Raw genomic sequence first — 14,961 nt, 5'->3', positions numbered from 1 at the left:
GTGATTAATTTGTAATATATCTATAAATGTCATCTCTCACTGCTGTTTCCATTGCTAAATTCATAGTAACTACATTACTTCCATTTGGCATAACATCTTGTTTTTCTGAACCTTTAATATATTCCGCTTTACCTAAATAATAAAAATATTTACCGTCATCATCTTTCTTTTGAACAAACACATGCATTTCAATATCATTTTCTTTATGCGTCAAAATATTTTTCACTTCAGAAGAAGCTAAAGTTCTATTTGATTTTGTATACCATTTCAACTCATCTTGACTCAAGAATTCATCTTCATATTTTGTACTATCACTAATATTTTCATGCTTATCATATGTTATAAAAATAGGTAGTTGTTTGTCATTTATCATATAACCCATAATTACTGAAGAATGATCTTTATCCCAATTAAACAGCTTACTAAAATCTTCTCTTGAGTACTTATTATATAAAATAACACTGTTTTTACCATGCTGATATTTATCATTATTGTAAAATGCTAATTGTATTAAATCATCAATAAGTATTTTAAATTCTCTTTTTCTCATAGCTTGTTTGAATGAATCTTTCAAAGCTACTTCACTGCTTGAAACTTGAATTAATGGTTCACCATATCTTTTACCGATTGCTGAATCGTAAAAACTATAGTCTAAAATCCTCAACGATGTTCGTATATCTTCAATTGTTATATCATCATTTTCCCGTAGCATATTTTTATCTAATTCATCAATATTCATCGTTTCATTAGTCAATATTTCTTTGAGCACTAAAATATCCACTCTTTTTAAACCTGGTGAAATTTGTCTTGAAAAGAATGTTAAATTTTTAAACTCATTTTCATTAAATATTACATCACTCTTCTTTTGCTTAAACAAAAACTCATAATAATTTTTATACTTTGAAAATATTACACTTGGATCTATCGAGTTTTGCCTTACAAAATCCATTAACAATGGCATACGTCCTAATCTTCTTTCTACTTCTTCATATGCTTGTAAAATTAATTTAGGTTGATTTAATTTCACTGCTTCAAGAGATTCATAGATTTGTTTTTTAGCAACTTCTTCAAAATTAATAGTAGATACGCCATTTAATGTATTATTATTGGTTAAGAATTTTTTATACTTATCCTTATTTTGTGATTGATCACCTGACAAAGCAATTGGAATTAAGTAATTAGTTTTATAATTCCCTATAAAATCAATCACGGTTACGTATTCTTTATTAGGACTTTTTCTTAGTCCTCTACCTAATTGTTGGATAAAGATGATACTTGATTCAGTTGGTCTTAGCATTACTACTTGATTTACTTCTGGGATATCTATTCCTTCATTAAATAAATCTACAGTAATAATATAACTAATATCACCTTTTTTCAGTTTCTCTATAACTTGTTGTCGATAATTTATACCATCATCACCAGTTAAAGCTATCGACAGTACTTTTTTCTCACATAACTTTTCTGCTAATTCATATGCTTCTTTTTTACTACTTACAAATATTAATCCGTGAAGTTTTTCTCCTGAATAACCATAATAATTTGTCTTTTCTAAAACATAATTAACTCTTTCATATGACGTTAAATATTTTAATTGTGATACATCTTCTTGTTCTACACCTTTATGTATATAGTCTGTTACACCGAAATAATGGAAAGGACATAATATATCACTTTCTAGTGCTTCTTGTAATCTTATTTCATATGCAATATTATAATCAAATTGAGCAAATACATTGAGATCATCAGTTCGTTCTGGAGTAGCTGTCATACCTAGCATAAACTGTGGTTGGAAATAATCGAAAATACGTTGATATGAAGCAGCAGCTGACCGGTGTGCTTCATCAAAAACAATATAATCGAAAATATCTTTAGGAAATTGTTTATAGTTATTATCTCTAGAAAGTGTTTGTATAGTAGCAAAAAGATATTTAGCTTCCACATCTTTGTGTTTGCCAGTAAATAAACCAAAAGCACTCTCATTTTCAAATGGAAAAACTTTCTTAAATTCTTCTTTCGCTCTATTTAATATTCCTTCATTATGTACTATAAACAGGAATTTTTTAGGGTTAAATTGTCTAACATCAAGTGCACATAGAATTGTTTTTCCAGTTCCTGTTGCAGATATAATCAAACTTTTCCGTTCATTCTTTGCTCTAATTTCTTGTAACGATTTCAAAGCGTGGCTTTGCATAAGATTTGGTTCGATTTCTCTTGTACTATTAACTTTTCTTGTTAAGGTTAATCTATCATCTTCTAGTTCTGTTAATTTTTTTATTGATTTAAACTCAAATGTTTCTTTGTAATCTTCAATCCATTCTTCAGTTAAAAGCATACTATTATTCCAAAGAATATCAAATTGAGATTTGACGTTATTAACCAAATCTCCATTTTTCATAGTGGATAACAAAATATTATGTTCATAGTTAACTTTTAATGCATTAGAAGTTAAATTAGAACTTCCGATAATCATAGAAGTATAATTATCATGTTCAAACAAATATCCTTTAGCATGGAAACCTGCAATATCAGTAAGTCGTACTTCTACATTGTTCAGCTTCAATAATTCTCCATACATTTTAGGGCTATTAAACCCTAAATAATTAGACGTTAATATTTTTCCATTAATCCCTTTTTGGCTAAGATCCAGTAAATGAGACTTTAAACTAGCTAGTCCACTCTCAGTTATAAAAGCTACTGAAATAAAGAATGAATTACATTTCTTAAGTTCATCAATGATAGTTGATAAAACATTCTCATTTTTATTATTGATCAATAGTTTTGGTACATAATTCCCTTTATGTGAAGCAGATTTATCTATAAATCCTTTATATAAAGATTGATTAAAATCTTCTAATAGCCTATTCATCATATCATTCCTCAGACATTATTTTTTTTACAGCTGGTATATCTGCAGGAGCCCACGTTAATTCATTAAGTTGTTGAAGGGGTAACCACATTATTTGCTTGTGTTCGGTTAAAGTAGGAAGTTCTTTATTTAACTCACACTTATAAGTTGAAAGTTTCACAATACCAAAATCATATTCATACTCTGTTGTCGTGACTTTATCCTTTACAATTAAATCACATTTCATTTCTTCTTTAATTTCCCTAATTAATGCTTCTTCTTCTGTTTCATCTTTTTCAATTTTTCCACCTGGAAATTCCCACATTAATGGTAAACTCATCTTTTCACTTCTTTGAGCACAAAGGATTTTATTATCAGAGTATATAATTGCTCCCACTACATTTATTATTTTTTTCATGATATCCACCTTTTCGCAATTAATTATCATCATTATTTTAGCAAATTTATACATATCTTATATACCAAAAGTAAAATATTGCTTGTCTACCGCCAAAAAGACACCTGAATACTTATCATTCAGATGTCTTACTCTTTGTTTAAGTGTGCCATACATTATGTTGTCATTTCCCATAGCATCACTGGGCTATCTAATTTTTCCTATAGTCCTAATTCTTTGATAAATTGTTTTAATTCTTCTTTCATACTGCTATCTTTGAGTGCGTATTCTATTGTTGTTTTGACGAAGCCTATTTTTTCTCCTACGTCATATCGTTTACCTTCGAAATTGAAGGCATAGACTTGGCTATCATTATTCATACGTTCGATGGCATCTGTTAACTGGATTTCGTTACCGGCACCAACTTGTTGTGTTTTTAAATAGTCAAAAATATTTGGCGTTAACACATAGCGACCCATGATGGCTAAGTTTGATGGTGCTGTCCCTTGTGCAGGCTTTTCAACGAATTGCTTCACTTCATAGCGGCGTCCTTGCTGTGATAAAGGATCAATAATACCGTAACGATGTGTTTGCTCTTGTGGTACTTCTTGCACACCAATGACTGAATGTCCTGTTGCTTCATAAACGTCCATTAATTGTTTAATTGCTGGTGTTTCTGACTCAACAATATCGTCACCAAGTAGCACTGCAAATGGCTCATTACCTATAAATTGTTGTGCAGCTCGAATGGCATCTCCCAAGCCTTTTTGTTCACGTTGTCTGACATAAAATATATTGGCTAAATTAGTCGGATATTGTACCGCATCTAACATTTCCGTTTTGCCTTTTTCCGTTAAAATCATTTCCAACTCTTTTTGACTGTCAAAATGATCTTCGATAGCTCTTTTATGACGACCTGTAACAATAATAATGTCTTCTATTCCTGCTTTAGCCGCTTCTTCTACTATGTATTGTATGGTTGGTTTATCTAATATCGGTAACATTTCTTTAGGCATCGCTTTTGTTGCTGGTAAAAATCGTGTACCTAGTCCTGCAGCAGGTATAATCGCCTTTTTGATTTGCTTCAAATCTATTCTCTCCTTTGTAAGTCCGTACTAGTTAATATTATCGTCATTTTATCACTATTTAAAACGCATTCATAGTGTCATATCACTCAACACTTTAACAGTAAAGCCATTTGTCAACTCACTAAAATAAAAGACACATATCAAAGTACCACTTCGATACATGTCTGACTTTTCATCATCCTAGACAAATAAACTAATAAAGAGAATAAAGATAATACCTGACACAGAAATAACGGTTTCTAATAATGACCATGTTAAGAATGTTTCTTTAACAGTTAAACCGAAATATTCTTTAAACATCCAGAAGCCAGCATCGTTGACGTGAGATAGAATTACACTACCAGCACCTATTGCTAAGACCACTAGAGCTACATTAGCATCTGATGCTTGGAGTAATGGCATAACAATGCCTGTAGTTGAAATTGCGGCAACTGTAGCAGATCCTAACGCAATACGTAATACTGCTGCAACGATCCACGCTAACAAGATTGGTGACATATGTGTCCCTTCAAACATCTTAGCAATCGTATCACCAACGCCACCATCGATAAGAACTTGTTTAAATGTACCGCCACCACCGATAATTAATAGCATCATACCAATGGGATAAATGGCATTCGTTACAGATTCCATAATGTCATCCATTTTACGTTGTCTCAAAATTCCCATTGAATAAATAGCAAAGATTACTGCAATAAGCATTGCTGTTCCTGCAGTACCAACCATATAAATAATAGACTCGATCATATTGGTTGGTTGTTCGTGTCCAGTTACTAACTGTGTAATTGTGGAGATTAACATTAAGATGACAGGCAATGTTGCTGTTAACAAACTAAGTCCGAAGCTCGGCATTTCAGCATCACTAAATGATTTTTGTGCGCCTAAAGCTGAAATATCTCCCTCTCTTGTATACGCTGTCGGTGTTAATTTTTGAGCCATTTTATTAAAGATTGGGCCAGCAATAATGGTTACAGGGATTGCAATAATAATACCGTATAATAAGACATCACCCACATTGGCCTTTAATTCTTTAGCAATGACCACTGGGCCAGGATGTGGTGGTAAGAAACCATGTGTCACAGATAACGCTGTAACCATAGGTAACCCTAATTTTAAAATAGAAACATTGGCACGTTTAGCTACTGTAAAGACTAAAGGTATCAATAAGACTAAACCAACTTCAAAGAATAATGCGATACCAACAATAAACGCTGCAACTAACATGGCCCACTGTACATGTTTTTGACCAAATTTATTAATAAGTGTGTCAGCGATTCTAGTGGCGCCTCCACCATCTGCAAGTAATTTACCTAAAATTGCACCTAATCCAAAAATTAATGCAATATGTCCAAGTGTACTACCCATACCTTTTTCCACTGTTTCCATAATTTTCGTTAGTGGCATACCGAGTAATAACGCTGTGATTATTGATGTAATAATTAGTGATACAAAGGTATTTAATTTAAAGCCGATGATTAATCCGAGTAAGATAACGATACCTAATACAACACTAATAATAGGCCATATTTCTGACAACATGACATCTCCTTCTTTCTTTACATAAAATAATTGATAACGTTGGCAATGCATTGCCAGGCGTTCATCCTTGATACTGAAGTAAAAATAGACAGTAACTGATTATGTTAATGATTGTCTTATCAAACACATCATCCACTCTATCTAGCAGTAACTATATTGTTGTTAATCACGCTAGCTACTACGCAACATTAAAAGTTAAAATATGACATACTTGATTATTGATACCAAGCTAAGACATATACTTACGTTGGAAATCTGCAATTTGACTATAGTTATCTTTTAAAGAGCGACTTAAATCAATAAATATTGATACGAGTTGTTGATATATTTCAACATTGTCAGCCTGTGGTAAATGATTATTTGTGGCACCTACCATCTTTTCGACAATTGACAAGTCTTCGATGTCACCAATAGCCTTCAGTCCTAATACACAAGCACCTAGACAAGAACTTTCATAACTTTCTGGCACCATTAATTCTGTATCAAAAATATCTGCCATCATTTGGCGCCACACTTCACTTTTAGCAAATCCCCCCGTCGCTTTAATCATTGTTGGCGTTTCGTTCATCACTTCGACAAGTGCTAAGTAAACTGTATAAAGGTTATATAATACGCCTTCTAAAGCTGCACGTATCATATGTTCCTTTTTATGAGATAATGTTAAACCAAAGAATGAACCACGCGCATCCGCATTCCATAATGGTGCTCTTTCGCCTGCTAAATATGGATGGAAAATAAGGCCATCTGCCCCTGGATTGACACGACTAGCGATTTGGGTCAAGACATCATAAGGGTCAACACCTAGTCGCTTAGCTGTCTCGACTTCGCTAGCAAGCAGCTCATCTCGTAACCAACGTAGTACAACACCGCCATTATTCACTGGACCACCAATGACATAATGATCTTCAGTCAACACATAACAAAAGATGCGTCCTTTATAATCTGTACGTGGTTTATCAATAACCGTACGTATCGCACCAGATGTACCAATTGTCACTGCCACTTCACCTTTGTTATAACTATTAACACCTAGATTGGATAGCACACCATCACTCGCACCAATAACAAATGGTGTATCTTCGTTTAGTCCCATCAAAGTGGCATAACGTTTTTTCATTCCTGTTAAAATGTGTGTTGTTGGAACAACTTTTGGCAATTGTTCTCTAGAAATGCCTAAAATTGCTAATACATCATCATCCCAGTCTAAACGTTCTAAATTAAACATGCCTGTAGCCGATGCCATTGAATAATCAATTACATATTCCTCAAACAACTGATAAAAAATGTATGTTTTAATATCTGCAAACATGGAAGTTTGATTATAAATATCTTGCAATTCATGTTTCATCCAAAATATTTTTGCTAACGGTGACATAGGATGGATTGGCGTACCTGTACGTTGATAAATTTCAAAGCCTTGGTGCTGTTCGTTTAACAATGTTGCATATTGAGACGCACGGTTGTCTGCCCAAGTAATATTATTTGTTAAACGTTTATGTTCATCATTCATAGCAATCAAACTATGCATTTGGGCACTGAACGATACAAGTTTAATATCTTCAGGTGCAATATCTGCTTCTCGTATGACATATTTAATAGTCATCAATACTGCATCGAAGAGTTCATCAGGATTCTCTTCTGACACATCAACATTTGGTGTATGCAATTCATAGCCAATATTGTGTTTCATAATAAATTGCCCATGTTCATCATAAAGTACAGATTTTGTACTTGTTGTGCCTATATCGACACCTATCATGTATTTCATCGTAAATCCTTCTTTCATGTTAATTTAACCAAAAGCCATCAATGTCTTTACCTACGTCATCAAAGTTTAAATGAAATGCTTCTTTTAAAATTTGAGCATCATACTGTTCGACAGCATCTATGAATACTTGATGATTATAATGGATACGTTCAAAGTCTTGTGGATTATGTGCCATTCTTTGTCTCATCGATATTAAAATGAGCGATTCCATCACTGGTTTCAAGTGATGCCAGAAAGATTTTAAATATTGATGATGAGAAGCTTGAATAAGTACTTCATGAAACTCAAAATCATGTTGCGTGAATGATTCTGCGTCTTCAAATTGAACTGCCACTTTCATCATTTCAAGTTGTTTCTTCATTTCTTTGACAATTGCTGTACGGTCTTGACCTTTAAGACGAGAGAAAGCAAAAGACTCAAGCATTAAGCGTAAGTCATAAAGCTCTTTTTTCTCTTGCTCAGCAAAAGGTAAGACTTGGGCACCCATTCTCTCTAATTGAATCAATTGATCACGTTGTAATAGTTTAAATGCGTCACGCACTGGAGAACGACTCACGTTAAATTGTTTAGCAATTTGATTTTCCGTTAGTAATGATTGTGGTTGAATATTGCCATTGACAATCCCCAGTCTCAAATTAGCTGCGATGCCTTCTCCTGTTGTTAAACCTTCTAACCATTTTTCAGGGTAGTCATAAGTCATTATCTTCACTCCATTCCGTTTCGCTATACTTGTATACAAGTATGGTAATATAATTATTTTAGTTTTGCAAGCGCTTACTTAACGACACAACTATAGACTATCTTCAATGATATAACGATAGTCATTTTTAACTTTACTACTATATTTGTGAATTGATGGTCTAACGGGTGAATTCATTTACAGTTTATGAGGATGATGCAGAGGATTTAAAAATATCTAAATAGAGAAGCGACAGAAGCAATGAAAGACAATGATTACTAAAGAATTTCACCTCTTTATAAATCATTGTCCATCTTTAAAGGTTATTAATTAAACAAATCATAATTAAAGGTAGCAACTACCTATCATTGTCGCTACCTTTATTCATTTGTTGCACTTGTTTCTCTGTGTAGTAACGTCTGTTCCCTTCTGTTTTACCAGCAGGTTTTAACAGTTCTTTGCGATCATAATACTGGATTGTTCTCACTGTAACATGACATAAATCAGCTAACTCTCCTGTAGTATATGTCGACATAGCTATCACCTCCTACACTCAAAGTACCTTATGACGCAACGTCACGAGCAAATATTTTGTCACTACTTCATTCATATTTTTTCCTTAATCACTAATTTCTGAGTGAATTTGTTGCATTTTATTTTCAACGTTGGTAATTTCTGATGCACATTGTTTCAATAAATCTTTATAGTTTGCTGTTTCTGCATTGTTTTTATAGCGTATTTTATGTTCTAAACTCGCCCACATATCCATACCAATCGTTCTTATTTGTATTTCTACTGGGACGATTTCTACACGTTCAGCTAAAAATACTGGAATGCTAACTACAATATGCAAACTACGATATCCATTATCTTTTGGATGCTTAATATAGTCTTTACGTTTCATCAACTTAACATCTTCTTGTTTTAATAGCATTTCTTCAACTACATAAATATCTTCTAAATAATTACAGACCACACGTATACCGGCAATATCCATAATACTTTCTTTAGCACTCGATGCACTAATTTCTAATCCTTTACGTTTCAGTTTTTCAATTAGGCTACGCATTTCTTTGACTCTACGTTCCATATGATGGATTGGATTGTGTTTATACATATGATTAAAATTATCATCTAAAATACTTAATTTTGTACTTATCTCTTGTAGGGCTGATGAATAAATATGATCCAATTCTACAAACCCTAGTAATGTATCAAATGCTTCATCACCATCTTGAAACATAGTCAAGCTATTCTTAAAATCATTGCGTAAATCTTCTAAATATAATGACGGTTTGCGTTCAACGTACATTTCAATTACCTCCGATATTTTATCAACTACATTGTACCTAACATTTAACCAAGTTGATAATGATACCCTATACTACTTTAGAAGTAATATAAAAAAAGACAGTGAAAATGTGATATCAAGTCATCATTCTCACTGCCTTATTCATATTCAAGCGTTCGTCTATTATTAATTTTTTTTCATTGTGTAAATGTATAAGCAAACGTCACCTAACCCATATTAAAGCTTATTACATAGTCACGTTGCATAATATCTGTATGTTCATAGGCATCTAATTGTTCTTTTGTTAGCATACGGTACCATTGTTTTGCTTGTTTCGTAGCAATAGGTATGACGTCTTTTTCTGTATAACCTTGTGCCAACATGCTGTTTGCTATCGTTATCGCTTTTTGTCGTTGTATCGGTTCAAAATCTTCCCATTGTTTTGGGTAATTTTTGATATTCATTGTCTTCTTTTAACCTTCGCTTCCGTGTTTTTTAGACTAACGTCATTGTTCTTTCAGACAAACGTTAGTCTTCCCTGTTCTTTTTTAATTTAACTTACTAACCGTACTACTATTAAGTTGGATATTCATTAAAGCTGCTTGAATGTAATTATATTGTGGTAAATCGCGTAATGTAGTTATTGATAAGTCTGTACCTAGTTCAAAATATTTAGCAATATTTTCGAAAGCAACTAAGTACTCTCCCATTTGCTTGTCATCAATCGTATATCTATGACGATTGTTCATTGCTCTATTTAACATAAAGCTAATTTCTTCTAATGCATAAATACTTGGATAATATGCTTGTGTCGTTTTCTTATCACTAAATAGTTCTCCGTTAGCTGCACTATACACTTGAGTCATATTGTTCATTCTCACTGATAAATGTAATGATTCTGTTTTCTGATAATGTTCGTTTTGATAACCATTACTTGAAAATAAATATTGGAACATTATAGCCTCTTTACGAACTACCTCTGCAATAACAGTTGGTAATAAAGAAGATGCCGTACGTTGTCCTAAGATAAACAATCCAACAATTGCGATAACGACACCCATAACGACGTCGATTAATCGTGGGAATGCTATATTTATTGTTAAATTTTGAGAAGCTAAACCATTTAATAAAATAACTTGAATGGTAATAAATATGACCGCAAAAGCATAATTTGCTCCAACGAACATTTCAGTTAACATAGCTGCTAACCCCATAGCGATCACCGCAATCGGTGTAGGTAACGTCACTAATAAGATAACTGATAACGCTAGAACACCTAATACTGTTCCTAAACCACGTGCTATACCTCTTTCTAATGAATGGATCGTTGAAGTTCCAAGAAGTGTTGTATGTGCTGATAGTGGAATCCAATACGCTTTGTCAAAATCAAACATGAGTGCAATAAAAATCGCTGCCATCATAATAGCTGAATAACGCAACGTATTTCTAAAGACTAATGAGTCTAATGTTAAATTTTGATATATACGTTTCGTATATAAGGGGGTGCGTATTTCTGCTTCATGTTCTATACGATGTGAATCTGCATGGATTATTTCATCAATTTTTAAGATATGATGTATTAATCCATCAAATTGAGGTGCAACATCGATTTCTTTACCCCAAACTTTTTCACTTAAATCATCTTTTTTCACTTTTTTTATAATATAATCCATCATTTCTATAATATCTTGAGGTAGGGGTCTAATATTTTCGGCATTTAACTCTAATAATTCAGAGTAAACACCTTGTGCTGAAGTATGTAGTAATAATAGTTTTTGAAAACGCGAACTTAATAAACCATTATTAGAATTCGACGTAATTAATAATTTATCTGATGCTTTAAATATGTTAACAGCGGATTTTGTTACTTCATCAAACTCACTTTGATTATTATAACTATGTAATAAACGACTCAATAAATCGAAATCATCATTAATTGCTTGTTGTTCAATCTTATCTTTTGTAAATATGATCGTTAAGATGACAGCAATTGTCGCTAACACACCACCCACTAAAATTCCAAAAGCACGAAATAATGCGTCTTCTGGTGCGATAGGAAGATTGATTGGCAAACTAAACGTTACAATAAAAAATGTCGAAGACGGTCCTGCTATTTTTAATGCTGTAAAAATATAAAATGGTATGACAGTTACAATTAATAATAAAATACCAAATAACAATGGCTCATTAGCCGTCAAAGTACCTAATATCATACAAAATGCAAAGGCGATATTACATAATACTACTGTACGCAACATTGACTTAGGTGAGCCTTTGAAAACATAAATATGTGCTAACGTTCCGGTGGCTACTAATAAACCAAATTGGAAATTTCCGAGTAAATATCCAAGAAGTGCTGGAATCACCATTAGTAACCCTTGTCTAACACCTCTATAAACATCTATATTTTTAGTGTTGAATTTAATCAACGCTTTAAAAAAAGATGTCATTGCAACTTCTCCTTCCCTAGTTTAATTATTAAAAAAATGTAAATCTGACTATTATTTTAATTTGTCACTATTCTTTTTAAAGAAACAACGTTTATCATTATACCACTTTATGTGTATTAATCTATCTTTAAAAAACTTTAAAATGTAATTTTTTTAATAAAAATAGACAAGTCTTACGTAAAATTGGTAAGACTTGCCTATTTAATACATTTTATGAGTTACTTTTGCGCAATTTTATCATCGCTAACGACTAGTGCTTTATCCGGTTTGATGAAGAACCACATCACAATAGCAACGACTGCTGGGACGATTAATAATTGGAACGTCATAGTCCAACCTAATTTATCTACAAAGAAACCAGCTAGCAATGGACTCACCAAAGCACCAACATTTCCCCATAAGTTCATCCATCCTGATACTGTACCAGAGAAGTTACGTCCTAAGTCAGTAGCTGCAGCCCAGCTCATACCCATAGAAACACCTACACCACCAAGACATAACGATAACCAAAAAATACTTACATATAAACTTTCAGTATGGACTGCAAAAATAACAGACACTGAAAATACGATGAATCCAACAATGGCAATGACACCACGTGCTACAAATTTTGAACTACCTAATCTTAATACGCTGTCAGAAATTGCTCCTGCAGATAAGATTAAGAAGAACATGATTAACCAAGGCAGTGCACTAATTGTCATACCTTTAAAGTTAACGTGAAATTGTTCAGCTAAGTATGTTGGTAACCAAATTAAGAATAATGAAATAACAAATTGTACTACAAAATATTGAATTGCTATCGCATAAAAACTAAAGTGACTTAAGAAATTTTTCCATGGTGGTAAAGATTTTTCAGTTGCTACAATGTCACGATTTTCCATAATGAAACGTTTTTCAGCTTCGTTAACCATTTTATGTTGTTCTGGCAAGTCTTTAGCAATGATTGCCCATAAAATAGCTATCAAAATACCTACAACCCCAAATATGTAGAATACTGCTTGCCAGTTAAATGCATTTACAATTGCAATGGTTACGATAGGTGCAAGCACAGGTCCAAAGTATGATCCTGCCAGTAATGCACTTGAAGCACGCCCTTTTTCATTTTTAGCAAACCAAAATGAATTGAACACAGCATTAGATGGATACATAGGTGCTTCCCCAATTCCGAATAAGAATCTAACCAAATAAATTAAACCATGATGCTTAATCATACCCGTTAGAATTGTAAATGCGCTCCACCATACTAATGCAATGGTAATCATTTTGCGTGGTCCAAATTTTTCAGCTAACATGCCTGAAGGTACTTGCATCAATGCATAACCTAGTGAGAAGAATGATGCTAATAGACCAAATTGGGTCTTGGTCATACCCAAATCATCCATCATTTGTTGCGCGATATATGAAATATTGGCTCTATCCATATACGCAATTACCCCAATAATAAAGAATGCTAGCGCGAACATCCACCTAACATTTGTACGTTTTTCTTTCATAATTTTTTCCTACTTCCCTTATTTTTTCACTTTAATCTGGAATGGTAAATGACTGAACATGCCCCGTGTCTCATGCTCTCTCTTTATCACTATTACCAACGAATCAAAGTTATTTTTTATAATCTTACCAAACAGAGAAAGCGTTTACAATATGTTGTATAAATATTTTATAAAATTCCGCGAAATTTTTGTCTGAAAAACGATAAAAAGCTACTTTTAGGAACATAATCTCCTATAATATCAACTGTTAATAAGCTCAATACCTTTGTCTCGGAATATTTTATGACTTAACTATACTTTATTTAAATCTGATACATTCCTTTACCAAATGTATTCATCGACATTTAATGATGTCACACCATTTATACTTGGTAATTCGTTCATTACTTTTGGGCGTGGGACAGGGAGTGGGACAGACATATATTTTATATAAAATTTATGTTGTAATCCAACCCCGGCAAGACTGATTAGGTTTTTAAAATACTGATTTATCGACATTTCACAAACTAAACAGTTACTGCCAAATGCTTAAATTGAAGTCTGAAATGTTTTTGATCCGGGCTCACTTTTTTATGGTTATAATTTAGTAGTCATTTAACTTAACGTTCCCTTTTTACAAGCATTTATCTATATTTTTGCTTATAATATAGTCTAAGACGTTTTGAGGTAATGGTTGCAATCATTACACTGCTTTTGAGTTTTTTTGAAATTTAAAGGAGAAATTAATTATAAATGGAACAAATTATTACTGAATTTATTAGTCGTTTTGGCTATGCTGCTATTTTTATTTTAATCTTATTAGAAAATGTATTGCCTGTTGTCCCTTCTGAAATTATATTAACTTTTGCCGGTCTGATGTCGGTTAAATCTCATCTCTCTATTGTCACATTATTTATTATCGCAACGATAGCTTCATTTATCGGATTACTTATTCTCTATTATATTTGTCGTCTTATTTCTGAAGAACGTTTATATCGTTTTATTGATAGACACGGTAAATGGATTAAATTGAAAAGTGATGATTTGAGACGTGCTAATAATTGGTTTAAAAAGTATGGTATGTGGGCAGTATTCATTTGTCGTTTTATTCCAGTATTACGCGTGTTAATTACTATTCCAGCAGGTGTTAACCGTATGAACGTTGTTATGTTTGCGGTTATTTCCTTAATCGGTACTACAATTTGGAACTTTGGTTTAATCTTGCTAGGACGAGCATTAAGTGATAGCTTTAGTGCTTTAATGGCTGGATTACATACTTATTCTCGCATTATGTATGTTGTCATTATCATTGCTGTCATTTACTTAATCTTCCGCTACTTTACTAAACGTAAAAAAGTAAAATAATATTGATATAACGCATATAACTATGTAAACATCTCGATTGCTGTCGAGGTGTTTTTATTTT

The 14,961-nt window shown here is 32.7% G+C and carries 11 protein-coding genes and 1 pseudogene; 1 reads left to right on the top strand and 11 read right to left on the bottom strand.

Annotation, left to right across the window (positions count from 1 at the left end; all coding sequences use genetic code 11):
* Positions 1–4 precede the first annotated feature (4 nt).
* From CD113_RS02220 to CD113_RS02170, 11 genes and pseudogenes are all read right to left on the bottom strand, one after another.
* Positions 5–2,869 (bottom strand): DUF3427 domain-containing protein, encoded by a 2,865-nt coding sequence (locus CD113_RS02220; protein ID WP_002463324.1) that lies wholly within the window; start codon positions 2,867–2,869, stop codon positions 5–7.
* Between the two features lie 4 nt (positions 2,870–2,873).
* Positions 2,874–3,266: a (deoxy)nucleoside triphosphate pyrophosphohydrolase gene (locus CD113_RS02215; RefSeq protein ID WP_002463326.1), complete on the bottom strand. Its 393-nt coding sequence runs from the start codon at positions 3,264–3,266 to the stop codon at positions 2,874–2,876.
* A gap of 200 nt (positions 3,267–3,466) precedes the next feature.
* The gene (gene galU / locus CD113_RS02210; protein ID WP_002463327.1) at positions 3,467–4,333 is read right to left on the bottom strand and encodes a UTP--glucose-1-phosphate uridylyltransferase GalU; all 867 of its coding nucleotides are present in this window, start codon (positions 4,331–4,333) and stop codon (positions 3,467–3,469) included.
* Between the two features lie 180 nt (positions 4,334–4,513).
* Positions 4,514–5,872: a gluconate:H+ symporter gene (locus tag CD113_RS02205; protein WP_040801802.1), complete on the bottom strand. Its 1,359-nt coding sequence runs from the start codon at positions 5,870–5,872 to the stop codon at positions 4,514–4,516.
* A 229-nt stretch (positions 5,873–6,101) separates the two neighbouring features.
* Positions 6,102–7,640, bottom strand: a complete 1,539-nt coding sequence (gene gntK / locus CD113_RS02200; protein WP_002463331.1) for a gluconokinase — start codon at positions 7,638–7,640, stop codon at positions 6,102–6,104.
* A 19-nt stretch (positions 7,641–7,659) separates the two neighbouring features.
* Positions 7,660–8,340, bottom strand: coding sequence for a GntR family transcriptional regulator (locus CD113_RS02195; protein ID WP_002463333.1), 681 nt, complete (start codon positions 8,338–8,340; stop codon positions 7,660–7,662).
* 364 nt (positions 8,341–8,704) lie between these two features.
* Positions 8,705–8,854 (bottom strand): annotated as a pseudogene (locus CD113_RS02190) (MerR family DNA-binding transcriptional regulator); the annotation flags it as partial.
* An 84-nt stretch (positions 8,855–8,938) separates the two neighbouring features.
* Complete coding sequence (locus CD113_RS02185; protein ID WP_002463337.1) at positions 8,939–9,631, bottom strand: GTP pyrophosphokinase; 693 nt, start codon at positions 9,629–9,631, stop codon at positions 8,939–8,941.
* A 206-nt stretch (positions 9,632–9,837) separates the two neighbouring features.
* The gene (locus CD113_RS02180) at positions 9,838–10,074 is read right to left on the bottom strand and encodes a DUF2188 domain-containing protein (RefSeq protein ID WP_002463339.1); all 237 of its coding nucleotides are present in this window, start codon (positions 10,072–10,074) and stop codon (positions 9,838–9,840) included.
* An 84-nt stretch (positions 10,075–10,158) separates the two neighbouring features.
* Entirely contained in the window at positions 10,159–11,979 is a 1,821-nt protein-coding gene (locus CD113_RS02175) for an FUSC family protein (RefSeq protein WP_040801808.1), read from the bottom strand.
* A 299-nt stretch (positions 11,980–12,278) separates the two neighbouring features.
* Positions 12,279–13,556 carry an MFS transporter gene (locus CD113_RS02170; protein WP_002463344.1) on the bottom strand — a complete coding sequence of 426 codons (1,278 nt, stop codon included), beginning with the start codon at positions 13,554–13,556 and terminating at the stop codon, positions 12,279–12,281.
* Positions 13,557–14,288: 732 nt separating this feature from the next.
* Here CD113_RS02170 and CD113_RS02165 point away from each other — a divergent pair.
* Positions 14,289–14,900, top strand: coding sequence for a DedA family protein (locus CD113_RS02165; protein WP_002463347.1), 612 nt, complete (start codon positions 14,289–14,291; stop codon positions 14,898–14,900).
* Positions 14,901–14,961: the final 61 nt, after the last annotated feature.

It is taken from the genome of Staphylococcus simiae, from assembly GCF_002902085.1.
Taxonomy (GTDB): Bacteria; Bacillota; Bacilli; order Staphylococcales; family Staphylococcaceae; genus Staphylococcus; species Staphylococcus simiae.
This window is presented reverse-complemented; position numbering and strand designations above follow the sequence as displayed.